Origin of the sequence: Lysinibacillus sp. NPDC093210, assembly GCF_044753985.1 — a bacterium.
Taxonomy (GTDB): domain Bacteria; phylum Bacillota; class Bacilli; order Bacillales_A; family Planococcaceae; genus Lysinibacillus.
Map to the genome: position 1 here is coordinate 230,540 of NZ_JBIVOE010000003.1, position 24,429 is coordinate 254,968.

At 36.9% G+C, this 24,429-nt stretch carries 26 protein-coding genes; 4 read left to right on the forward strand and 22 right to left on the reverse strand.

The genetic code is table 11. The features are described 5' to 3' along the window. From xseA to nusB, 3 genes are all read right to left on the reverse strand, one after another. Window positions 1–1,353 (reverse strand): exodeoxyribonuclease VII large subunit, encoded by a 1,353-nt coding sequence (gene xseA / locus ACIP9C_RS10340; protein WP_401010277.1) that lies wholly within the window; start codon window positions 1,351–1,353, stop codon window positions 1–3. Between the two features lie 408 nt (window positions 1,354–1,761). Continuing rightward, window positions 1,762–2,625, reverse strand: a complete 864-nt coding sequence (gene folD, locus ACIP9C_RS10345) for a bifunctional methylenetetrahydrofolate dehydrogenase/methenyltetrahydrofolate cyclohydrolase FolD (protein WP_340823865.1) — start codon at window positions 2,623–2,625, stop codon at window positions 1,762–1,764. A 34-nt stretch (window positions 2,626–2,659) separates the two neighbouring features. Next, window positions 2,660–3,040 (reverse strand): transcription antitermination factor NusB, encoded by a 381-nt coding sequence (gene nusB, locus ACIP9C_RS10350; protein WP_401010280.1) that lies wholly within the window; start codon window positions 3,038–3,040, stop codon window positions 2,660–2,662. A 529-nt stretch (window positions 3,041–3,569) separates the two neighbouring features. On the opposite strand from nusB, the gene ACIP9C_RS10355 reads away from it, so the two are divergent. Further along, window positions 3,570–4,412 (forward strand): MerR family transcriptional regulator, encoded by an 843-nt coding sequence (locus ACIP9C_RS10355; protein WP_401010282.1) that lies wholly within the window; start codon window positions 3,570–3,572, stop codon window positions 4,410–4,412. Between the two features lie 234 nt (window positions 4,413–4,646). Continuing rightward, entirely contained in the window at window positions 4,647–5,816 is a 1,170-nt protein-coding gene (locus ACIP9C_RS10360) for an MFS transporter (RefSeq protein WP_401010284.1), read from the forward strand. A gap of 83 nt (window positions 5,817–5,899) precedes the next feature. Here the strand turns inward: ACIP9C_RS10360 and ACIP9C_RS10365 are convergent, their stop codons facing one another. The 6 genes from ACIP9C_RS10365 to ACIP9C_RS10390 form a co-directional block, all read right to left on the reverse strand. Further along, complete coding sequence (locus ACIP9C_RS10365; protein WP_401010286.1) at window positions 5,900–6,307, reverse strand: Asp23/Gls24 family envelope stress response protein; 408 nt, start codon at window positions 6,305–6,307, stop codon at window positions 5,900–5,902. Between the two features lie 168 nt (window positions 6,308–6,475). After that, on the reverse strand, window positions 6,476–8,371 hold the full coding sequence (locus ACIP9C_RS10370) for a PTS fructose transporter subunit IIABC (protein WP_401010288.1): 1,896 nt from the start codon (window positions 8,369–8,371) through the stop codon (window positions 6,476–6,478). A 20-nt stretch (window positions 8,372–8,391) separates the two neighbouring features. Continuing rightward, window positions 8,392–9,303, reverse strand: coding sequence for a 1-phosphofructokinase (pfkB, locus tag ACIP9C_RS10375; RefSeq protein WP_401010290.1), 912 nt, complete (start codon window positions 9,301–9,303; stop codon window positions 8,392–8,394). After that, on the reverse strand, window positions 9,300–10,052 hold the full coding sequence (locus tag ACIP9C_RS10380; RefSeq protein WP_401010674.1) for a DeoR/GlpR family DNA-binding transcription regulator: 753 nt from the start codon (window positions 10,050–10,052) through the stop codon (window positions 9,300–9,302). The genes pfkB and ACIP9C_RS10380 overlap by 4 nt, the downstream gene beginning before the upstream one ends. Before the next feature lie 146 nt (window positions 10,053–10,198). After that, window positions 10,199–11,911, reverse strand: a complete 1,713-nt coding sequence (gene ptsP, locus ACIP9C_RS10385) for a phosphoenolpyruvate--protein phosphotransferase (RefSeq protein WP_401010291.1) — start codon at window positions 11,909–11,911, stop codon at window positions 10,199–10,201. Further along, the gene (locus ACIP9C_RS10390) at window positions 11,905–12,174 is read right to left on the reverse strand and encodes an HPr family phosphocarrier protein (RefSeq protein WP_401010293.1); all 270 of its coding nucleotides are present in this window, start codon (window positions 12,172–12,174) and stop codon (window positions 11,905–11,907) included. The genes ptsP and ACIP9C_RS10390 overlap by 7 nt, the downstream gene beginning before the upstream one ends. A gap of 632 nt (window positions 12,175–12,806) precedes the next feature. On the opposite strand from ACIP9C_RS10390, the gene ACIP9C_RS10395 reads away from it, so the two are divergent. Beyond that, window positions 12,807–13,025: a hypothetical protein gene (locus tag ACIP9C_RS10395; RefSeq protein WP_401010294.1), complete on the forward strand. Its 219-nt coding sequence runs from the start codon at window positions 12,807–12,809 to the stop codon at window positions 13,023–13,025. Window positions 13,026–13,181: 156 nt separating this feature from the next. Here ACIP9C_RS10395 and ACIP9C_RS10400 read toward each other — a convergent pair whose 3' ends face one another. From ACIP9C_RS10400 to ACIP9C_RS10460, 13 genes are all read right to left on the reverse strand, one after another. Beyond that, window positions 13,182–13,946 (reverse strand): class I SAM-dependent methyltransferase, encoded by a 765-nt coding sequence (locus ACIP9C_RS10400; protein ID WP_401010296.1) that lies wholly within the window; start codon window positions 13,944–13,946, stop codon window positions 13,182–13,184. Between the two features lie 136 nt (window positions 13,947–14,082). Further along, the gene (accC, locus tag ACIP9C_RS10405) at window positions 14,083–15,441 is read right to left on the reverse strand and encodes an acetyl-CoA carboxylase biotin carboxylase subunit (RefSeq protein WP_401010298.1); all 1,359 of its coding nucleotides are present in this window, start codon (window positions 15,439–15,441) and stop codon (window positions 14,083–14,085) included. A 12-nt stretch (window positions 15,442–15,453) separates the two neighbouring features. Beyond that, on the reverse strand, window positions 15,454–15,948 hold the full coding sequence (gene accB / locus ACIP9C_RS10410) for an acetyl-CoA carboxylase biotin carboxyl carrier protein (protein ID WP_401010300.1): 495 nt from the start codon (window positions 15,946–15,948) through the stop codon (window positions 15,454–15,456). A 202-nt stretch (window positions 15,949–16,150) separates the two neighbouring features. Further along, the gene (locus ACIP9C_RS10415) at window positions 16,151–16,708 is read right to left on the reverse strand and encodes a SpoIIIAH-like family protein (RefSeq protein ID WP_401010301.1); all 558 of its coding nucleotides are present in this window, start codon (window positions 16,706–16,708) and stop codon (window positions 16,151–16,153) included. Next, complete coding sequence (locus ACIP9C_RS10420) at window positions 16,709–17,128, reverse strand: hypothetical protein (protein WP_401010303.1); 420 nt, start codon at window positions 17,126–17,128, stop codon at window positions 16,709–16,711. It lies immediately after the preceding gene. Between the two features lie 207 nt (window positions 17,129–17,335). Beyond that, window positions 17,336–18,247, reverse strand: coding sequence for a stage III sporulation protein AE (locus tag ACIP9C_RS10425; RefSeq protein ID WP_401010305.1), 912 nt, complete (start codon window positions 18,245–18,247; stop codon window positions 17,336–17,338). 12 nt (window positions 18,248–18,259) lie between these two features. After that, the gene (locus ACIP9C_RS10430; RefSeq protein ID WP_401010307.1) at window positions 18,260–18,637 is read right to left on the reverse strand and encodes a hypothetical protein; all 378 of its coding nucleotides are present in this window, start codon (window positions 18,635–18,637) and stop codon (window positions 18,260–18,262) included. Window positions 18,638–18,641: 4 nt separating this feature from the next. Then, on the reverse strand, window positions 18,642–18,851 hold the full coding sequence (locus ACIP9C_RS10435) for a hypothetical protein (RefSeq protein WP_008179863.1): 210 nt from the start codon (window positions 18,849–18,851) through the stop codon (window positions 18,642–18,644). Window positions 18,852–19,322: 471 nt separating this feature from the next. Further along, complete coding sequence (locus ACIP9C_RS10440; protein ID WP_401010308.1) at window positions 19,323–20,324, reverse strand: NAD(P)H-dependent flavin oxidoreductase; 1,002 nt, start codon at window positions 20,322–20,324, stop codon at window positions 19,323–19,325. Window positions 20,325–20,655: 331 nt separating this feature from the next. Then, window positions 20,656–21,213 carry an elongation factor P gene (gene efp / locus ACIP9C_RS10445; RefSeq protein ID WP_401010310.1) on the reverse strand — a complete coding sequence of 186 codons (558 nt, stop codon included), beginning with the start codon at window positions 21,211–21,213 and terminating at the stop codon, window positions 20,656–20,658. 17 nt (window positions 21,214–21,230) lie between these two features. Then, window positions 21,231–22,292 (reverse strand): M24 family metallopeptidase, encoded by a 1,062-nt coding sequence (locus ACIP9C_RS10450; protein WP_401010312.1) that lies wholly within the window; start codon window positions 22,290–22,292, stop codon window positions 21,231–21,233. A gap of 2 nt (window positions 22,293–22,294) precedes the next feature. Then, entirely contained in the window at window positions 22,295–22,729 is a 435-nt protein-coding gene (gene aroQ, locus ACIP9C_RS10455; RefSeq protein ID WP_173479071.1) for a type II 3-dehydroquinate dehydratase, read from the reverse strand. Between the two features lie 62 nt (window positions 22,730–22,791). Beyond that, window positions 22,792–23,217 carry a hypothetical protein gene (locus ACIP9C_RS10460; protein ID WP_401010314.1) on the reverse strand — a complete coding sequence of 142 codons (426 nt, stop codon included), beginning with the start codon at window positions 23,215–23,217 and terminating at the stop codon, window positions 22,792–22,794. 192 nt (window positions 23,218–23,409) lie between these two features. Here ACIP9C_RS10460 and ACIP9C_RS10465 point away from each other — a divergent pair, with 192 nt between their 5' ends. Beyond that, window positions 23,410–24,384: a DUF1385 domain-containing protein gene (locus ACIP9C_RS10465; RefSeq protein WP_401010316.1), complete on the forward strand. Its 975-nt coding sequence runs from the start codon at window positions 23,410–23,412 to the stop codon at window positions 24,382–24,384. Window positions 24,385–24,429: the final 45 nt, after the last annotated feature.

The window sequence follows — 24,429 nt, forward strand, 5'->3', positions numbered from 1 at the left end:
CTATTCCTCCTTATTATTTGGCAAGACATTTGTCACTTCTGCAATTACTTTCCCATCGTGGAAGGACAGTGTTAGTTGATCCTGCCGCTTTAAGTCAGTAGACGATTTCAACATTTTGTCATCTTTGTAAGCTACTGTAAATCCTCGAGTTAAAATAGCAAGTGGATTTAAAGCTTCAAGTGTTCGCACAGACGCCTCAAATTGTTGTTTTTGCTTTGTCACATACTGTGAAGCCGAACGTGTTAACTGCTGAACACGGTGTTCCAGCTCTCTTTGATGAAAAACAAGTGCTTTTTTCGGTGATTGCTGCTCCACAGCACTATGCAATTTTTGAAGCTTAGCTTCTTTTTTCATCAGATCAACCTGCATTGCTTTTTGTAACGTCGCCTCAAGCTGTGCTAATCGTTCTGTAAATGGACGATACAATCTATCTGGCATCGATAAAGGGTAAGACTGCTGTAGCTTATTTAGACGTTGTCGCTCTGTTATTAGTTGCGCCCTCACAATTTGGTGAAGCTGTGATTTTTGCGTCAGTACGCGTTGATATAACTCCTGTTGATCAGGAACAGCCATTTCAGCTGCTGCAGTAGGAGTTGGAGCACGCAAATCTGCCACAAAATCTGCTATCGTCGTATCGGTTTCATGCCCTACTGCGCTAATAATTGGAATCCGACTTTCAAATATGGCGCGTGCAACAACTTCTTCATTAAACGCCCATAAATCTTCAATTGATCCTCCACCACGTCCAACTAACAATACGTCACAAAAAGCATCTTGATTAGCACGTTCAATATTTTGTACTATGCTTGGTGCAGCTTGTGCTCCTTGTACAAGCGTTGGATAAATAATGATTTCCGCTAGTGGATAACGTCGTTTTAATGTTGTACAAATATCACGAATGGCAGCGCCAGTAGTGGACGTTAAGACCCCTATTTTTTCAGGAAACTTTGGAATTGGTTGCTTCCATTCAGGTTTAAAAAGCCCTTCTTTTTGGAGCTGCTCTTTCAGCTGGTTAAAGGCAACAAACAAGCTACCGATACCATCCGGCTGCATTTCCTGCACATATAATTGATATGTACCATAGCCTTCGTAAACGTTTACATCCCCTCGGATAAATACCTGCATGCCATCTTTTGGCTCGAACGCTAATTTTGTTGCTGCGGTTTTAAACATAGTTGCAGCAATACGTGCTCCATCATCTTTTAAAGTAAAGTAAATATGCCCAGATTGGTGGATTTTAACGTTTGACAACTCACCTTTGACATAAACTTCACGCAGATGTGGATCTGCATCGAATTTTCGTTTAATATATTTCGTTAACGCTTTTACAGTTAAATAAGAAGCTGATGACATAATTTTCGGCTCCTTTACTAAAATCAAGTTTTTCACAAAACTACACTTATCATAACATTTTTTATTGCACATGACGTGAGAAAATACAGTTTCACTAGAAAAAACGACTATCTTTCAGACTACTTGAAAACTATACTGTAACATATTTATTCCCATCTTGGCGCGTATTAAAGTCGCTACTATATGTCTGTTTTTCAGCGATTGTCTTTAGTTAATCAGCGATTTGATTTGTTCTATCGGCGATTGGCTTTATTTTACCGGCGATTTCATCTGTTCTATGGGCGATTCAATTTGCTCTGTCGAAATTTCTCTTATTGAAACACGCCAACTATGTACTTTGCAAAAAGAGAGCCACCTCAAAAGTACTGAGATGGCTCTCTAAGCAAACGAAAGATTCTATTCAATTTATTACTTCATTTTATTTGCAAGTTTTATTTCTGCCGCTTGCACTGTGTTGAAGAGTAACATTGTGATTGTCATCGGTCCTACACCGCCTGGAACGGGTGTAATGTGAGATGCAATACCATCAACCTCTGTAAAGTTTACATCTCCGCATAGTTTGTTGTTTTCATCACGGTTAATACCGACATCAATAACAACAGCCCCTTCTTTGACATGCTCTTTTGTAATAAAATTAGCACGACCAACCGCTGCAATTAAAATATCCGCTTGTTTTGTGAATGAAGGTAAATCCGGTGTTTTTGAATGTGTATATGTCACTGTTGCATCTTTTTGTAATAATAGTTGGCCCATTGGTTTGCCAACGATATGACTTCTACCAACAATTACTGCATGCTTTCCTGCGATTTCAATTCCTGAATATTCAAGAAGCTTCATCACGCCAAATGGTGTACATGGTAAAAATGTTTCCTGGCCAAGCATCATCTTCCCAACGCTTACAGGCGAGAAGCCATCAACGTCTTTTTCAACAGCAATTGTAGCTATAACAATATTCTCATCAATATGTTTTGGCAGTGGTAATTGTACTAAAATTCCATGAATATCTTCACGATTATTTAATAATTCAATTTGCACTAAAAGCTCTTCTTGTGTAGTTTCCTCAGGTAGCTTAATTAGCTCTGAAAACATCCCGATAGCTTCACAAGATTTTTGCTTATTTCTCACATATGTAGCCGAAGCTTGGTTGTCCCCAACTAGAACAACTGCTAAGCCTGGTGTTAATCCTTGCTCTTTTAATCGAGCAACGCGCTCTGCTACTGAATTACGAATTTCTTGACCAATCTCTTTACCATTAATAATTGCACTTGACATAAACCTTAGTTACTCCTTCCAATTCAACACGTTTTTATTGTTCTGTAAATTTAGAAAGTACGCCATTGACAAATTTTGACGATCCATCGTCTCCAAATGTTTTGCATAACTCGATTGCTTCATTAAGTACTACTCTTTTTGGTGTTTCTTGCATGTATAAAAGTTCGTATACAGCTAGTCTTAAAACTGTTCTCTCAATTTTTGGTAGACGGGCAAGTGACCACTTTTCTAGATGCTGCGATAATACCGCATCAATTTCCTCTAAATGTTCAGCTGTTCCATTTACAATCTTTTCGTAGAAAGCATTTGTTGGTTGACCTTTAATATGTTCTTTTGCTTCTTCGACTGTAAGATCAGTATTGTCTAGCTGAAACAAAACTTGCAACGCTTTTTCACGTGCTTCATGTCGTTTCATGTAAAGCTCTCCTTCTTAAGTGGCATTAAGGTTTATAATAGCATAAATTCATACGAGAAACACGAATTCAAGCAAGTTTTCAATAATCTGAAACCTTTTTCAAGCAACTTTCTACTTATTTTTACCTTCAACTTTGTTGATATAAAAAAAAAGAAATGCTACCTTTATTTTTCCTTTGATAAATCTTTCAATTAGTTATACGGAAAAACACCTTTTAAAGTTCCCCAAAATCGAAGATAATCTTAGATTTCCCGAAATTTCTTCTACACGGTGAAAGCAATCGCTTAAACTTTGAAACATTGTACCACGTGACTAAACCATTTTAATTTTCAGCCGAAAATACTTTAAACTGTATCTACATTCACAATCATAATTATCTATTGACTTCCTTATTATTAGATCCTACATAAAATTATATAATTGATACAGGTCAAAAAAGATTTATAATATATCCAACATAACTTTTTATCATCTTCAAAAATCAATAAACGAAAGCAAATGTAACATTATTCTCTAGTGGAGGCCAACTATGAAAGAACATTATTATACTATTGGTGAGGTCGCAAAATTAGCAAATCTCTCTGTGCAGACACTCCGATACTATGACCAAATAGATTTGTTTAAACCTGCTTATACGGATACCGCTAGCAATTACCGCTACTATAAAGATAGTCAGATTTTTTATTTGGATATAATTAAATCGCTAAAATATATCGGCACTTCGCTTGAGGACATTAAAAAGGCACTTATGCTGACATCTGAAGAGCTACTTGCCTTTTTAGAACAACAAGAGCAACGTTTAGAAGAAAAAATTTCACGACTCAACGAAGTGAAATATACCCTTCTGAAAACGAAAAAACAAATGCAAGAGCAAATTGAAATTCCTATCTTTGGAGAGGTATACACGCGATTCGAGGAGGAAATGCCAATTTTACAGGTCACTACGACTGAACTTACACCAACGTCTAGCACCAATACGTACTATGGAACATTAACAAAAATTATTGAAAATGAAGGAAGTGTTTTAAACAGTCGTTATGGATGTATCTATCCGCTCGCTTATTACAAGGATGTAAACGATATTATTTATGATGCAATATTTACACCACTATTAACTGAACGAACTTTTTCTAAACTTTCTTCTAATGTAAAACAAACGATTGTACAGGAAGGCAAATATGCTTGCATCGCTTTTATTTATCACCCTGACACGTATTTCTCTTTTTATGAAAAGCTTAAAAAATATGTAGATTCACATCAAGCATCATTTGAATCAACTGTTTATGAATTATATATGCCTACAACAATCTCTTCTGAGCGTGAAAAGAAATTTATTGTCGAATTAAAAATTAGACAAAATGCTTTAGAGTAGTTTTTTATTTAGCAATCTTTCTAGCGCTCAAACCCCTCTTTTAACAGGAATTTAATTGATGTACGCAGTATAACTATTTCGTTTTACTTCCACACTAATAGCGCATTGAATATAAATACAAAAATAAAAACAAATCTTTTGACCCTATAGTTACTATAGGGTTTATTGTATTAGAAGGAAATCATCTAGTAGATTATCAATCTCATGTATCGTGAACTGTTGAAGGAGAGAAAAATGAACAAGAAACAAGCTTTAACCTTAACTATTTTGTTATCCAATTTATTCATTGCCTTTTTAGGGATAGGGTTGGTTATTCCCGTATTGCCAACTATCATGAATGAACTGAATATAACAGGCTCTGTCGTTGGCTATATGGTTGCAGCATTTGCCATTACCCAACTTATTGTATCGCCTATCGCAGGTAGACTAGTCGATCGAGTTGGTCGAAAAATTATGATTGTTGTTGGTCTAATTATTTTTGGTCTTTCGGAATTATTATTCGGTATGGGTCGTTCAATTGAAATTTTATTTTTATCACGCATGCTTGGTGGTGTTAGTGCTGCTTTTATCATGCCAGCAGTAACTGCATTTATCGCTGATATCACAACAATGGCACAGCGTCCAAAGGCACTTGGCTATATGAGTGCAGCCATTAGCACTGGCTTTATTATCGGGCCAGGTCTCGGTGGATTTTTAGCGGAATATGGCACACGTGTACCCTTTTACGCAGCAGGTGTACTCGGTTTCATTGCAGCACTATTGTCGTTTACACTATTAAAAGAACCTTCGCGTGCAAAGGATGATACAGAAACTGCACCTTCTATTTTAAGCAGTGCTAAGCGTATTTTTAGCCCTTTGTATTTCATAGCATTTGTGCTTATATTTGTCCTTTCATTTGGTCTCGCAGCATTCGAATCACTCTTTAGTTTATTCGTCGATCATAAATTTGCATTTACACCATCAGATATTGCCATTATCATTACCGGAAGTGGTATTATTGGCGCGCTTGCACAATTATTATTATTTGATTGGCTTACTAAGAAAATGGGTGAAATCAACGTTATCCGATACTCACTCATTCTTTCTGCCGCTCTGACCTTTGCGATGACAATGGTTAATCATTATTTCGCTATATTGTTTGTTACATTCTTTATTTTTGTCGGCTTCGATTTAATCCGACCTGCTGTTACCTCCTATTTATCAAAAATTGCAGGGAATGAGCAAGGCTTTGTCGGAGGCATGAACTCAATGTTCACAAGTCTCGGAAATATATTTGGACCAATCATTGGCGGCATGTTATTCGACATTGATTTAAACTATCCATATTATTTCGCTACGATCGTCTTAGTTTTTGGTATTATCCTCGCATTTTTCTGGAAGAAACCAAAAGATATTGCTTTATAAACCGTTTGCGTGGTTATACAAAATAAAAAAGGAGTTGCCTGCTATGGTGAAATATTCACCAAGCTGGCAACTCCTCTTTTTTATTAATGTATTACTACTTCCTCTTTTTCGAAGTGAATTCCTGTAATATGTACATTCACCTCTGCTGTTTCAAGTGCAGTCATATTTAAAATCGCTTGGCGAATTTGCGTTTGTACATCTTTTGCCACTTTCGGAATCGAAAAGCCATATTTTACAGAACAAAATACATCAATAGCGATTTCACCATGTTCTGTGACACCTGATTTAATGCCTTTATTGTGTACTTTTTTGCCGAAGCGTTCAACGACGCCTGTTGCAATATTGCCACGAGTTGCTGCGATACCCTCTACCTCGTTAACCGCTATTCCAGCTACAATTTCGATTACTTCTGCAGCTACTTCAATTTTCCCAAGCTCTTCTTTACCAGAAGGTGTTGGTTGTACGAAAGATTGTCCTACTTTCTCTGCCATACAATATCATCCTTTCCACTACGCATCGCAAGCAAATGCTGTTGTTATGCTTATTATACTATAAAAAGGAAGGTTTGGCTTAGGAAAGACGCTTTTCATTTTTTGTGTACAACTGGACCATAGCTTCTTTTGCTCTTTTTAAAAAGAACAAGTATATTGATATCATTGCTATTTCTGTGTAGAAATATTGTTCTCCATTCTAATTAACAAAGGTTTTTTCCACAATCCAACGATGGTTGCTGTTACCACTGAGCCAACTACTAACGACACTAAGTACATAAGTGGGTTATGCACGGCCCAAATGACAAAGATGCCACCATGTGGAGCTTGTAACATACAACCGAAATACAAAGCTAAACCACCAGCAATTGCTGCACCAATAACAGAACTTACAATTACACGTATCGGATCTGCTGCTGCAAATGGAATGGCTCCTTCTGTTATGAAGGAAAGCCCCATTACATAGTTTGTTTTCCCCGCATCACGTTGGGCTAACGTAAATTTATTTTTAAAGAATGTTGTAGCAAGAGCTAATCCAAGAGGCGGAATCATACCACCAATCATGACCGCTGCTTGAGGTGCATAATGACCGGCATCAATCATTGCAATTCCGAATGTGAAGGCTGCTTTATTAATTGGCCCTCCCATATCAACTGCCATCATACCCGCAAGGAGGATACCTAAAAATATGATATTTGTGCCACTTAAACTATTTAACCAGAAAGTTAATCCATCCATAATTAATTTGACTGGTGTATTGATAACAAAAATCATCATTAAGCCAACAGTCACCATACTGAAAAACGGATATAACAATACAGGCTTGACCCCCTCAAATGACTGAGGTAAACGAGAGAATATCTTTTTTAAACCGATTACAACATAACCTGCCATAAACCCTGCGACTAACCCCCCTAAAAACCCTGCACCACCTGAAGCTGCCAAAAAACCACCAACCATTCCTGGTGCTAAACCGGGACGATCTGCAATCCCCTTCGCAATAAATCCAGCTAATACGGGAATTAGTAATGCAAAAGCATTTCCGCCACCTATCACATTTAAGGCTTTAGCAAAAGGACCTTCTGCATTTATACCACCGATTAAGAAAGATAAGGCAATTAATAAACCGCCACCTACAACAAACGGTAACATATTAGAAACACCATTCATCAGTGGTTTATAGAAGTATTCCTTAAACCTCCCTTCAACGATGGCTTCTTCACTATTGCCACTAGATTCACCTGTGACATTAAAAATTGGTGCATCTTGATTTAAAGCACAGTCAAGCAACTCATCTGGTTTGCGTATACCCGCTGCAACAGGTACTTTAATGATATGCTTACCGACAAAACGGTTCATTTCAACTTGCTTATCTGCCGCAATGATAATCGCTGTGGCTTTGTCAATTTCTTCTGCTGTTAAGGCGTCGTTAACACCTGTTGAACCATTTGTTTCAACCTTTATGGTAATTCCTCTTTCTTTTGCTTTTGCCTTCAAGGCATCAGCCGCCATATATGTATGGGCAATACCTGTAGGACATGCAGTTACAGCTAGTATGAGGGGATCGCTGTCTTTTTTATTTGCATTGACCTCTTCATGGTCATCATCTTCTTGTTCTTTCGCTTCAATTATTCGAATCACATCTTCTGGAGATTGAGCTGCGAGTAAATTCTTGCGCAACGTTGCATCCATCAATAAGGAAGAAAGACGAGATAATGTTTCAAGGTGTTCGTTATTCGCACCAGCACTTGCCGCAATCATGAAAAAAAGATGTGCTGGTTGTCCATCTAATGCCTCATAATCTACACCTGCCTCAGATTTTGCAAATAAAATAGATGGTGTTTTTACTGCCTCTGTTTTCGCATGGGGAATTGCAATACCTTCTCCAATACCTGTAGTACTCTGAAATTCTCTCTTTATAATCGCTTCTTTAAATACATCAAAATTGTTTAAACGACCAGCTATATCTAACTTTTTTGCCATTTCCTCTATAGCTGCATCTTTGCTAGTAGCAGCCAAATTGATAATAACGGTATCTTTTTTTAATAAATCCGTAATTTTCATAGTCGACTACACCACCTATATTAAATTTTTTTGATTATAATTTGATTTAATAAAAAATCAATTTTTTCTTTTGAAGCTAAGTCTTCACTAAAAGTAGTAGCACTTCCTGTTGCAACTGCAACTTGGAACGCTTTACTATAGTTTTGTTCTTTCGCATAAGTCCCAATAAAGCCCGCTACTAGCGAGTCACCTGCGCCTACAGAATTTACTACTTCTCCTTTTGGAACAGAAGCCTTGTAAACTTCACCGTTGGTAAAAAGCAGTGCACCGTCGCCAGCCATTGACACAATCACATTTTCCGCTCCCATTTCTACAACCTTTTTGCCGTATGATATGATTTCATCCATCGTTTTAATCGGTACTCCAAACAAATCGCTTAACTCATGATGATTTGGTTTTACTAAAAAAGGCTTATGTTGTAACACTTCAGCAAGCACCTTACCACCCGCATCCACTACTACTTTCACGCCACGTATACGATATTTCTCCGTTAAATCGCAATAAAAGGTTGTAGGTAGTGAAGGAGGAATGCTGCCTGCCAATATTAAAAAATCGCCTGATTGTAAGCGCTCTAACTTTTTATATAAATCCTGCAAATTTTGCTCAGTTAAAGCAGGACCTTGACCATTAATTTCAGTCTCGTCTCCTGTTTTCAACTTTATATTGATTCGTGTATCTTCCTGTACTTTTACAAAATCTGTTTGAATTCCTTCACTTTCCAATGCGTTTTGAATGTATGCTCCTGTAAAGCCTCCAATATAACCTAATGCAACAGATTGGACGCCAATCGTGTTTAAAACACGAGCTACATTAATACCTTTTCCTCCTGGAAATTTGCTCTCACGCTCTATACGATTTAAATGATTAATCCTAAAATCCGCAACCTCAACAATCAAGTCAATCGAAGGATTTAACGTTACTGTATAAATCATGGTGTCACAACCTTCAAGTTTGTTTTTTCTAAATATTTTTCAACGGTTTCATTATCGATATTCGTCGTTATAATACTTGCCTTTTCTATCTCTGCAACTTTTGCAAAGTAAATTTCAGAAATCTTACTCTTATCAGCCAAAACAATCGTTTCTTCAGATAATTCCATTGCAGTTTTCTTGAGTGCAGCTTCTTCTGGATCAGGTGTTGTAAATCCATACTTTATATCTACACCGTTCATACCTAGAAAACATTTATCAAATCGATACTGTTTTAAATTTTCTTGTGCAACAGAGCCCACTATTGCTTTCGTATTCATTTTTATTCTACCGCCTAAGAAGTAAGTCGTAATATCGGCTGACGTTAATGCATCAACATGCATCAATCCATTTGTAACCACGACAATTTTTTTATTGACGACAAACGGAATCATCTCAGAAACAGTTGAGCCCGCATCAAAATAAACACAATCTCCATCACGAATCATGCTCGCTGCAGCTCTAGCAATAATTTGCTTATCATGAAGATTGCTAGATGATTTATCTTGCATTGTTGGCTCTTCAATTTTTGAATATGGATGAGTTGCACCTCCATGAATCCGCTTCAAAAGTCCGCGCTCTTCTAAAAGTGCTAAATCTCTCCTTATAGTGGACTCAGATGTTTTCGTTCTTTGGACTAAATTCTGCAACTCAACTACACCTTTAAGAGTTAACAAATCTAAAATCATATGATGTCGTTCCGCTGTAATAATAATCCTACACCCTCTTATTTATTCATTCATTTTCTTATTTGCTTTCAGATGCAAAATCAATATTTAAATTGATTATAAAAACTGCAGGTAAATTCAAAAGCTTCGATTTTTACTATAGCCTCAATTATCGTTCTATTATGTTGCTATTATTTTAACAAATACTTTTTAACGTAAGCTTCTACTTCAATAGCTGTTGTTAGAGTAAATAATTGTTCAAGATGTTCAGCTAGTTCCGGTTTAGAAAGTTTAGAAATTTGGGCACGTGTATTTAAAATATATGGAGCGCTCATTGAAAATTCATCTAATCCAAGTGCCAATAAAATCGGAATGGCTATATCATCGCCAGCCATTTCACCACACATCCCTACCCATTTACCGTTTTTATGTGCAGCCTCAATGACAGTTTTTACAAGTCTTAAAATGGCTGGATGATATGGCTGATATAAATAGGAAACCTTTTCATTCATACGGTCTGCTGCTAATGTATATTGTATTAAATCATTCGTTCCAATCGATAAAAAGTCAGCCTCTTGCGCGAAGACATTAGCAATAATGGCTGCTGAAGGAATTTCAACCATCATACCAACTTCAATTGTTTCTGAAACTGGAATCCCTTCATCAAAAAGTTTTTGTTTTTCCTCAAATAATATAGCTTTTGCCTCTCTAAACTCGTCTAGTGTTGCAATCATTGGGAACATAACTTTTAAATTACCGTAAATACTTGCTCTTAAAAGGGCACGTAATTGTGTACGGAAAATGTCCTGCTTCGCTAAACAAAGGCGCAAAGCACGAAAACCTAAAAAAGGATTCATCTCATGTTGTAGTTTTAAATAAGAAAGGTTTTTATCGCCACCAATATCTAGAGTGCGAACAACGGTTGGTTTGCCTTGCATTTTTTCAAGAACCGTTTTATATGCTATAAACTGCTCTTCTTCATTCGGTAATTCATGGCGATCCATATATAAAAACTCTGTACGAAATAGTCCGATTCCATCCCCACCATTTTCAAGTACTACATCTACATCCTCTGGCTTCCCGATGTTCCCTGCGATCTCCACATGATAACCATCAGCACTCACACTATCAACAAAACGGTACTGCTTCAGTAATTGTCTCTCCTCATAGAAAGCTTTCTGTTTCTCTAAGTAGTCATCGAGTACGTCTTTCGTCGCATTCACAATAACTTTACCACACGTACTATCAATTATAACTGGAGCCCCTTGTACGATATCTTGCGTAGCAGTTTTAGTCCCTACGACTGCAGGAATTTCCATCATTCTCGCTAAAATAGCTGAATGTGAAGTTTTACCTCCTATATCAGTAATAAAGCCCTTTACATAGGTTGTATCAAATTGAGCCGTTATAGATGGGGTTAAATCTTCTGCAACAATAATGACATCAGAAGTTATACGGCTATAATCCGGTATTTCTACCCCTAGCAAATGAGCGAGTAAGCGCGCTGAAACATCGCGAATATCTGCTGCTCGTTCTTGCATGTATTCATTATTCATTGATTCAAACAGTTCAATATATGTATTGGCGGTTTCTTGGACAGCAAATTCTGCATTCCAACCATCACTAATTTTTGTTTCAATTGTTGCATTTATTTCCGGATCAGTTAACAGCAGTAAATGCGCTGAAAAAATAGCAGCCTTTTCTGCGCCAAATTTTTTATCGGCCATAGTGCGAATGTCTTCTAATTCTAATTTAGCTTTTAATAATGCCCTTTTTAGTCTAGCCTTTTCTGCATCAATATCCGTAATCTTTTCTTTTTCAAACGACAAATCTGGCTCTACTAAACAATAAGCATTTGCTACGACGATACCATCAGAAACAGCAATTCCGTTTATTTCTAGCATTCTTCACCAATCCCTTGAGAGATGATTACTTTAGTTACTTTATCTAATAATTCAGTTGCATCTGAACCTTCCGCTGCAATTTCGATGATAGATCCTGGTGATACGGCTAGGGACATAACACCCATAATGGATTTTAAATTCGCAGATTTTTTTTTGTATGTAATGGATACTTCTGATTCAAACGTTGATACTGTTGTTACAAGTATTGTTGCTGGTCTTGCATGTAATCCTTCTTGCACTGTAATTTTGAATGTTTTTTTCATTTTGATATCCCCCTAGAAATTTTTCCTATGATTTATCAAGAAGTTTAAATGGACTATTATCGCGAATGCTTTTGGATGATTTCTAATATCGTTCTAAGTTTATTGTTTTTGAACACATAAGTACTGTATATCGATAAACTTCGCCCTAAACTTTATTTCCTCCTATCATTTGCAATAAAACGATTACAAATAACCTTGCCACTTGACACTCGTATTACGGTTTTATTATAGTACATCAAAAAATCACATTCAATCATTTCCATCCAAAAACGTCCAAATTTAAAAGATACAATAAGTTTTGCAAGATTTTCAGAAACAGCTCTTAACACATGTTATTCAACATCCAATTTACCTTGGGGCTATGTTAAAAGTTACATAAAGAAGCTTCAACATTATGAAAACAGCTACAGAAGGAATGAAATGGATGACCAAATTTAATTGATGATTTTTCAGAAGCTGTCGTTGATGTTTTAAATTTAATACTATATTTTGTTGCAGGTGTCGTTTTAATTAGAGAAAAAAATTGTTTCATGTTTTTAACAATTCTATTTTATCTACTACTTACTCCCCCTCCGTGCTACAATTGCTTTATTAGAAAGATATTCCAGACAGCCGAGACGGGGGGATTGAAGATGGATAGTAGAACTATTGAAAATGAAAAAAACGAACTTTACGGTTATAAAACCTACAATATTTTTGCCTATATTATCGGTTTATTATTATCACCATTATTAGGGGCCATTATGGGCATTGTTGGCGTTAGACAACGTAAGAAATATGCGTGGAGTATTATTATCGTTTCAGTAATTAGTTGGATACTAAATGCTTTCGTCTTTAAAAATTTCCTATAATTAAACGATGAGGTACTTACGAAGATGGGTTCATTCATATACGCCAGTTCTATATCTGCCCCGAAACTTCAACTTTTTCAAGTGATGCTCTGACATAAAAACCTCCTGACGAGTAAAAGTCAGAAGGAAGAGTGAATATGACCAAATATCTCTAGCTTATTTTTTACAAACATAGATTAACTCATAACTATCATTCGTTGCTGAAGTTTCATGCCAATCCTGATATACATCCACAATTTTAAAACCATTGTAAAATAATATTCTTTCCATTTCTTTTGGAAATACATATCTTAAACTTATTTTTGTGCTCTTTTCGTCCACAATTTGACTATCACTGCTTTTATACTTTCTAATCGTCGTATAATGTTGAATTTGACTTAATGCATCATAATGACTAATTGTATAAAGATCAACAATATGAAGCGAATCACGATCAGTATACGTTCTCCAATATTCTTCCGTACTTGGTTGAAGTAATTCCTCAACGCTTGGAAACCTTGTACCAAAAATGAAGATGCCTCCTATTTCCAAATGTTTGTTCACTGAGGAAAGTAAGTTATCTTGCGATTGGTTAGTAAGAAAATGTTGAAATGAATTTCCTACTGAATAAATGAAATTACTTTTTGTTGTTAAGTTTAGTTTCATACAGTCTTGTTCCACCCATTCAATTGGTAATCCAAGATTCGCTGATTTTTTCTTTGCTTCGTTTAACATACCTTTATGTATGTCTACCCCTATCAGTTTACAACCATTTTTCGCCATTGGAATCGTCAGTCTCCCTGTGCCACAAGCTAACTCAATAATTGTGCCTTGTGTAATTGATGCCCATTTTAGCAATAATGGCAATTCAGGCATGTATGTTTCATTTTCTTTATCATATATAGGTGGGTCGTCGTATTCTTCGAAATTATTAAAAACCATGTTATCCTCCTGCTAATCCTATATTTCTAATGTTTTATAATTTTAACATAAAATAGAAAATGAAAGGTGAACACTAGTTCTTTTAAACACAAAAAAACCTCCTGACTAATAAAAGTCAGAAGGGTGAACAAGACAATTATTTGTTTGTCCCTAATACATCGTTTTCTTCCAAGAATTTCGTGTTAAATTGCGCAGATTTGAAAACGTCATTGTTCATAAGTGCTTGGTGGAATGGAATTGTTGTATTGATACCAGGACCAGCAACTTCAAATTCACTAAGCGCACGATTCATTTTTGCAATTGCTTCTTCACGAGTATCTGCATGAACGATAAGTTTTGCTACCATTGAATCGTAGTATGGAGGAATTGTATAACCTGCATAAACAGCAGAATCGATACGTACACCATAGCCACCTGGTGTAATATAAGTGTCTACAGTACCAGCTGATGGCATGAAGTTTTTGTATGCATTTTCTGCGTTAATACGGCATTCAATTGCCCAACCATTTATTTTAATGTCATCTTGTGTGAATGGAAGTTTCTCACCTGATGCAATTTTTAATTGTTGTTGAACAAGATCGACACCAGAAATCATTTCTGTTACTGGGTGTTCTACTTGAATACGAGTATTCATTTCCATGAAGTAAAACTTGTCCTCTTGATAGTCGTAGATGAACTCGATTGTACCAGCGCCTTCATAGTTACATGCTTCTGCTGCTTTCACCGCTGCTGCACCCATTTCTGCACGACGTTCAGATGATAGTGCAGGAGATGGAGCTTCCTCTACTAACTTCTGCATACGACGTTGAACTGTACAGTCACGCTCGCCTAAATGTACGACATTACCGAAACTATCAGCTAACACTTGAATTTCACAGTGACGGAAGTATTCGATGAATTTTTCTAAATATACGCCAGGGTTACCGAACGCTGCAGCAGCCTCTTTTTGCGTAATATCAATCCCTTTTACAAGATCTTCTTCTGTACGAGCTACACGGATACCTTTACCGCCACCCCCAGCAGTTGCTTTAATGATAACAGGGTAACCGATTTTCGCAGCCCACTCTTTACCTGTTTCGATATCTGGTACAATTCCAGTACCTGGAACAAGTGGAACACCTGCTGCTTCCATTGTTGTACGAGCAACGTCTTTAATCCCCATGATTTTAATTGAATCAGATGAAGGACCAATAAATTTAATACCCGCATTTTCACATGCTTCAGCAAAATCAGCATTTTCAGAAACGAAACCGTAACCTGGGTGGATACCGTCTGCTCCTGTTTTTTCTGCTACGCTTAATAATGCAGGGAAGCTTAGATAAGAATCTTTTGATAGCTTCGGACCGATACAATAAGCTTCGTCTGCTAACTTCACATGTAATGCATCTGCATCTGCTTCAGAATATACGGCAACTGATTTGATGCCTAACTCTTTACAGGCACGAATAATACGAACAGCGATTTCGCCGCGGTTTGCGATTAAAACTTTTTTCATGGTTAGCACTCCTTACTCAGCTTTTACAAGGAATAATGGTTGACCGTATTCTACTAAATCGCCATCTTTAGCAAGTACTTCAACGATTTCACCTTTAACTTCTGCTTCGATTTCGTTGAATAACTTCATTGCTTCTACGATACACACGATTGTTTCGTCGCCTACTTTATCGCCCACTTTTACATATGCTGGTGAATCTGGGTTTGGAGCTGCATAGAAAGTACCTACCATTGGTGATACAATTTTATGTAACGATGGGTCGTTACTTGCAGGTGTTGCGGGTGCTGGTGCTTCTTCGACTTTGGCTGGAGCTGCTACAGGTGCTACTGGTGCAGATTGTTGTACAACAGGGGCAATTTCTTCTTTTTTAGGTGCCACAGTTTCAGTAACAACAACACCATTCTTTTTTAATTTAACTTTTGCGCCATCTACTTCATAAACGAACTCGTCGATTGAAGAAGAATCTACTAATTTGATAATTTCACGAATTTCTTGAATTTTGAACATTTCTAACTCTCCTTATGAAATAAAATCTACTACAATCACTATTCTATATTTTTTTGACACAATTTGAAACACTTAAATGAAAATTAAGTAAATATAAACATAATAAAAGGCTTTCTTTTACTAAACGAAAGCCTTTTCATTATGCTGATATATAACAACCGCAAGTTAATAAACGGAATATTCGTTTTTTTCTTTAAATTTTTTAATAGTTGTTTGCACTGAATTTAACTTGGACGTCATTTGCGCCTTCCCACTCTGTTTTCACTAAATAAATAATCTCATTTGCTTGTGATTTTGATAACTCTTCTGCCATAACTGTAACAGAAACTTTCTCACCTTCCGCTCTAACAAAAGCATCGGAATAGCCTAAAGATTTAATGAGCATTTCAAGCATTGCCTCTGCCGATTCCTGTTTAATCAAACCGTCTATTTCATTATAAGCCTCATTTTTTTCTTCAGCAGTATATTCTTCTGAACCAATTTTTTGTGTTAGTTGTTGACGTAATTGACTTCTTTCATCACTAACTTGCATACGCATTTCTTCAAATAAGTGACTTGGAGACAATACTTCTTGTGTTACATCTTTATTAGTTGCCTCCTGATCTGTAACACCCGTAATTGCTGTTTGCTGTAATGTATCATCTGTAAAGATTGTTAAGCCATTAAATTGTTTTGCAGGATCAACCAAATAATAAACTGAAATTACTGCTACAAGACTTAATAATGTCATAAACCAAACTGTTCTTCTACGTACGCGCATTTACTTTTCCTCCTTATTTTCCATTGGAACGATAATAATTCGATGAATGGGTAATTGCATCACTTGACTGACGACAGCACGTATTTCATTTTTGACAAAAATATCTGATGCACCTTCTGAAACAATTAGCATTCCTGTTACATCTTTCGTACTTTGGTCAGTCCCTCGAAAATACTGGCTAAATAGTTTATTTTCATCCTTCGCATCTGTCATCTCTCCGTAATAAAAATATACTTTTACCTCCCCAACGCCTTGCATAGCCTTAAGCGTTTGCTCAAGTTTTTCTTCATTCGTATTCGGTGTTACTCGTTCATTTGTTGAATTCGTTTGATACATTGGAAACACGATGAAAATTCCTACGGAGGCAGCAATAAGCATTAAGACGATAAATGACGTTGTTTTTTTTCGTACCTTTTCCACATCACTTCTATATTGCCTCCTTTCATCTTCTCTTTTTCAAGTGTATGTACGCTTGTTTCCTCCTATGAATTGATAAATGGAATCTTTAATAGCATTTGCAAAAATACTAACGTAATGACGAGTTTTGTTAGTGAAATTATTTGTTGGTCATCAGTTAGAAATACAAAAAATTGACAAATAAAGAGCAACGCCAATAAAAGAATCAATCTATCTCCCCCCAGCCATCACTTGCACGAAAACGATAAGGAAAAAACAAGAAAACATAAATGAAAAAGCAATTAGAAATGATACTGCACATAAAGTGAATAGAGATTTACTAACATGATCGAGTAATTTACAAATATCATCAAAAGCAATCGGTTCTAAAATAGCCGCTAATAGTTTCAACGAATACGCACTCACTACTAGCTGGACAGTTGGTATAAACGATACCGTGATAACCGCGATAAAGGCACTTATACTACTAATTGAAGTAGAAAATTGGGTCATATGCTGAAACATCGAAAAACTATCAACGATAAAGGAACCGACTACTGGAATATTTTCTTCTATTAATTTTTTTACTGGCTCTGCAACAGCTTTATTTACACTAAATGCAGCAACTCCACTTGCCGACATTAAAATGATATAGCAAATGACGGACGCTGAAACAATGCTCATAATGGTAAAACGAATTAACTCTGCAATTCTCGTAAAAGATATTTCTTTGACAATGACACTACATACATCGAAAACAATGGCAAAAAGCACACCTGGAATAAGCCATTTACTACTAATAATCGTTAGGACTTGTACAAAAAAAAGCAAAAAAGGCTGCCAAGAAGCAATGGCTGTTATGCTACTAGATAACAAAAAACTAGAAGTAAGAATGGGGTAAAATGCCGTGAATATATGTGAAAGTCCTTTTGCAATCTCATCAATTAGTTGAAATGAATTGACGACTACTGGCCCTATAGTCGCTAATACAATGAGAAAAAAAAGTATTCTTGTCCCTTTTTCAAATTCTGGTAATATCATGTTGACAATCAAAAAAATGATGACGTAGCCACACAATATAAGCGTCATTTTGAGCAAGAGAAAAAATGGATCGATGAAAAACGAAATGAGTTGCTCCTGCACCGGCCTCGCCCCTTAGTTTAACCTTTGTAAAATAGCTGACACCCCCTGTAAAACATCCAAAAATTCTTTAAACCAATACAACAAAATAACAATTTTTACAGCATCGAAAACAACGCTGCCGAGAACTTTATAGCTATTCTCCACTAGTAACATAGACACCCATTGCCCTACATAAAAAAGGCTCGCACTTATAACAATGGCTTTTGCATAAGGCAAAAATGTAAGCATTCCGAGTAATTGTTTGACGAATGGCAACAGGAGTGTCGTAAACAAAAGACTGAACAGCAAAAACGAGAACATAACACTAATTAGCGCGTGGAGTGGCTGTATGACTTCTTTTATAAGCAACAATAAAAGCAGCATGACAACAGCAACAATGACAATTTCCATTTACTTACCCAGATGAGGTCAACCACTGAAAGAATGTTAATATTTCAGTGAAAAACAGACGCAAAAATCGGAGTAATTCTGCTGTCATATATAAGTAGGCAATAAAAAATAAGAAAAATGAAAATTCTTTCTTCCCTGTTTGATCAAAAAAAACATGAAGAAGCGCTACTACTAGTCCCACTCCAGCGACTCTTAATACGTCTTGTAATTCCATTCATACGCCCCCTCGTGTACAGCAATATATGTTGCTCCCCAATAAAAAAGACCTCTATACAATATGTATAGAGATCTCTTCTTCTCGACAAAAGTTGGTAATTGGCAATATAGCATGATTGTATGAGTGCCTGACACCTCGTATATGGCACTTCGCAAGATTCCTAACATAATATCAGGCTTCTAAAACGCAAAAATCTACTTCGCTTTCCGCAGGCACAGTGTAAGCCGCAACCCTCGCTGTCGCGCGGTTTGTTGCGTCTTACAACTGGTGCTGTTCCCGCAGGAGTCTACGTGGATTTTTACTTGGTAAATTATAAAATGCATGGTAAATTGTTTGAGTGCCTGACACCTCGTATATGGAACTTTACAAGATTCCCAATACAATATCAGGCTTCTAAAACGCAAAAATCCACTTCGCTTTCCGCGGAACAATTCAGAATTGTTTGAGTGCCTGACACCTAGACGGCACCTAGACTAATTTTTCAATGATGCTTTTTACAGTGCCTGGTTGCACTAGATGACTATTTTCACCCATCCACATCGATAAATATTGTGCATTTCCTTGCAATGTACTTTCTTTACGAATAGTAGACGTTAAATAATGTTGTAATGGATAAGGTGCTACGACAGCATCCTTCATATGTTCTGTAAAGCGATTAGCTAAGCCACGTGCCGCTTTGCCAGTAAACGCATACGTAATTGTCGTCTGTTGTGCCTTCGACTGTAATATAGCATTTTTGTATAGTGATGATATTTCACACTCATCTGCTACTAACAAAGCTGTACCGATTTGTACCGCCTGTGCACCACCAGAAAGAGCATGCTTCACATCCTCTTTTGAGACAATTCCACCAGCTGCAATGATAGGAATTGAAATTTTGCCCGCTACTTGCTGTAATAAATCTTCTCGAGCAATTAATTGCAGTGGTTCAATAAAAGATCCACGATGACCACCAGCCTCGCCACCTTGTAATACCACTGCATCCATACCTGATTGTTCAATATGAATAGCTTCTTCTAACGTAGTAGCTGTGCCAATGACATAAACATCGTTGTCCTGTAGACGTTGAATAACCTCTGTAGAAGGTATGCCAAATGTGAACGAGCAAACAGCTACCTGCTCTTCCAATACTGCCTGCAATTGCCCTTCAAACACTTCAGTAGAAGTCACACTTTGTACAGGCGATAATCCTAACTCATCATAGTAAGGTTGCAGCGCCATCCGCGCTTGTTGGAGGACATCTATATCAATACGCGGTTCTTCCTGTACAAATAAATTGACCGCAAATGGTTTGTCAGTAAGCCTTTTCACTTCTTTTATAAAGCTTCTAGTTTGCTCTCCATCTAAATAGCCCGCTCCTATTGATCCCAGAATACCTACCTCCGCGCAGGCTGCAACAAATTTAGGTGTAGTAACTCCAGCCATCGGTGCTTGAATTATTGGATATTGCATCTCTAATTTTAGTAACATTGCATTCACCCCTTACTTGTATTGTAAACGTTATTTCGCTATTATACCTGCAAAATTTTTACATATTTTTGTACTTTGCGATATATGTATGAAAAAAAGGAAAAGTGTTAGATTGACTGCAATCAATCTAACACTTTTTCTATTATACCGTTGATGTCCGCTACGGCGGATGCTTTCCGCTCAGCGCAGTAAGCCGCAACCCTCGCACACGCGCGGTTTATTGCGACTTACGTTGCCTGGATTCCCGCAGGAGTCCGCCTCCGCTACCATCAACTAGTACTATCTGCTATATTTTTATTCCCAAAGAGTCGCAGCCTCTTTTCGTCATTGCTTATGCGCGTGATACGTATGAAGCTTCTGAAGTGTTGATAATTAACACATCACCTTGGTTAACGAAGAATGGAACTTGAACGATAAGACCAGTTTGAAGTGTTGCAGGTTTTGTACCACCTGAAGCTGTATCACCTTTAATACCTGGTTCTGTTTCTGTTACTTCTAATTCAACAGTGTTTGGTAATTCTACACCTAGCATTTCGCCTTGATAAGATTGGATGTGTACTTCCATGTTTTCTTTTAAGAATTTTAATTCATATTCAATCGCTGCTGAAGCTAGTTCAGTTTGCTCATATGATTCTAAATCCATAAATACATGCTCATCACCTTGAGCATATAAATATTGCATTTTACGGTTATCAATTTGTGCTTTTTCTACTTTTTCACCAGCACGGAATGTTTTTTCATTCACAGAACCATTACGTAGGTTACGTAATTTAGAACGTACGAATGCAGCACCTTTACCTGGTTTAACGTGTTGGAAATCTAACACGCGATATAATTGGCCATCAACAATAATTGTTAGACCTGTACGGAAATCGTTTACTGAAATCATTTGTGTTCCTCCATTGTTTATAAGATGATGAGTTCTTTAGTCGAATGTGTTAGCAGTTCATTACCTGACTCAGTGATTAAAATATCGTCTTCGATACGCACACCACCGACTCCTGGCACATAAACACCTGGTTCAATCGTAACGGCCATACCCGGTTCTAATACCGTTTCAGAACGCTTCGATAAGCCAGGGCCTTCATGTACTTCAAGACCAATACCATGTCCTAAAGAATGCCCAAATGCCTCACCATAGCCTTTTTCTGTTAAATAGTCACGCGCAATTGCATCTGCCTGAATACCCGTTAAACCAGGACCAACTTTTTCAAGTGATAAAAGTTGTGATGCAAGTACTGTATTATACATTTCTACTAATTTTTCAGATGGCTCACCAACTGCCACTGTACGTGTTATATCCGAAATGTAGCCATTGTATAGTGCTCCAAAATCTAGTGTGACAAAGTCGCCTTTTTCAATAACCTTATTCGTAGCAACACCATGTGGTAGTGCTGAGCGAAGACCAGACGCTACAATCGTATCAAAAGAGGACTGTGTTGCCCCTTGTTGTCGCATGAAAAACTCTAATTCATTCGAAACTTCAAGCTCTGTTTTACCTGGCTTGATGAAGTCTAAAATATGTGTAAATGCGTGATCGGCAATTTCACACGCAACCTTAATAATATTAATCTCTTGTTCAGTCTTAATCAAGCGAATTTTTTCAATTAATCCAGAAACGGGCACTAAATCAGCTTGAATCACACTTTTATATAACTCATATGTGCCAAAGCTTACAGTATCTTTCTCAAATCCCAATGATTTAATACCCATTGCTTTAACTTGTGTCGCAATTTCTTCTAGGAGCGTTACTTCGTGCTGCACTATTCGGAAATCCTTAATTTGCGCAGCTGCTTGCTCTGTATATCGGAAGTCAGTAATGAATACAGCATCATTTTGTGACACGATTGCCACACCTGCTGTCCCTGTAAACCCTGTCATATATCGACGGTTGTACCCATTTGTAATTAAAATGCCATCGATGTTTTGTTCTTGAAGTGTTTTACGAAGCTTTTGTAATTTCAACATAATTATTTCTCCCTCTCAATAAAAGTGCGTAGTGCTAGTTCATAGCCTTTCGTACCAAGTCCACTAATTTGGCCAAGGCAGGCTGGTGCAAGGTAGGAATGATGGCGAAAAGCCTCACGTTTGTGAATATTGGAAATATGTACTTCAATAACTGGTACAGCAACTCCTGCAATTGCATCATGTAATGCTACGCTTGTATGGGTATATGCACCTGGATTAAAGATAATACCATCATACTTTTCATCTTCTGCTTCATGTACCCAATCAACAAGGACACCCTCATGATTTGATTGACGAAACTCGACTGTAGCACCAAGAGAAGCCGCGAGATTTTGAACATTATTCTTTACATCTTCTAGTGTTTCATGTCCGTATATATGGGGCTCTCGTTTCCCTAGTCGATTTAAGTTTGGTCCATTCAAACATAATAACTTCACGCAGTATTCGCCTCTTTCTATGTACTTGCTTTTTATTTTATCATACCAATTGCATACAGCAACTAATTTCCTTTTTGTGCTGTATGCTCTTTCTGATGAAAATTAGCTGTTTCAAGTAAAAAACGCAGTAGGCAAATAACGACAACGATAAAAGGAATTGATAGTTTTTTAAACGATGTCGATTGTAATGGCAAGTCCAACACGAACCATTCTAATGTGATCGTTACAATTAGACCTATCAAAAAAGAAGTCAACACTGCCGGTATAATATGCGTATATCGCAAAGTCATATATAAAAAGAAACCTACTATAAATAGCGCTAATGTTAGAAAACTCCAATGAAATAGTTTGGAGCTATCCTCGAACAAGTCCCACTTTTTATAAAAGCCAATCGGATTCCAAGAAATTAAATGAAAATAATGAAGACCTTTTAAACAAAATGCTAAAACAATAGCATAAACAACTGCAGTAATTAAGCCTACCTTCATATTTACCCCTCCTATTTTGACCATTATGTATGCAAGCATTGCAGCATTATCCTTATCACAACGGCTCAAAGTCTTACGACACTGCTTAATAGCAAAGCACACTTTCTGAAAATACAAAATTACACAATAAGTGTAACCATATAGAAAATTTACTATGCGTACCTCTAGAGGTTTTTCGCTAAATTTAGTACAATGGTACAGTTGAAATATATAAAGAGAGTGGTGTTAGCCTTGAGCAATTCACCTGTTTACGGGGGACAAGCACAATTAGAAGGTGTGATGTTCGGAGGAAAGGAACATACGATTACTGCCATTCGCCGTAACGATGATTCCATTGATTATTATCATTTTAAAAAGGTACAAAAACCAATCCTGCAGAAGCTAAAAAAAATTCCATTCGTTCGTGGCGTTATTGCCCTTATTGAATCAGCAGGTTTAGGTTCACGTCATATGCAATTTTCAGGAGATCGTTATGACGTTACACCTGGCGAAGAAGCAGAGAATATAGAAGAAGGCGGCTCGAAGCTACAAATGATTTTAGGAGTAGCTGTTGTCGGAATCCTTTCCTTTTTATTCGGAAAATTCGCCTTTACATTAATCCCTGTATTTATTGCAGATTTCTTCTCGAGATGGATAGAAGGTAAAGTAGGTCAAGTCCTTCTTGAAAGTGGCATTAAGCTTCTTTTACTGCTTACCTATTTATATTTTATTTCTTTAACACCGATTATTAAACGCGTTTTCCAATACCATGGTGCCGAGCATAAAGTGATCAATTGCTATGAAGCTGGTCTGGATATAACTGTAGAAAATGTACAAGCGCAATCTCGTTTACATTATCGTTGTGGTAGTAGCTTTATGTTATTCACTGTGTTTGTTGGTATGTTTTTGTATTTCTTCGTGCCAACAGATCCACTATGGTTACGAATTGTAGACCGTATATTATTAATTCCTGTTGTACTCGGGGTATCCTTTGAAGTATTACAGGCAACAAATGCATGTCGTAACATTCCTCTGCTACGCTACTTAGGCTATCCAGGTCTATGGCTACAATTATTAACAACAAGAGAGCCTCTGGACGAACAAGTAGAAGTAGCGATTGCATCATTCAATATGTTACTTCAAGTCGAACAGCAGCCAGAAATTGCTGCTACATTAAATCACGACTAAAAATTTTTCAATATAAAAACGCACAATGTGTTGATTGAAGCGCAT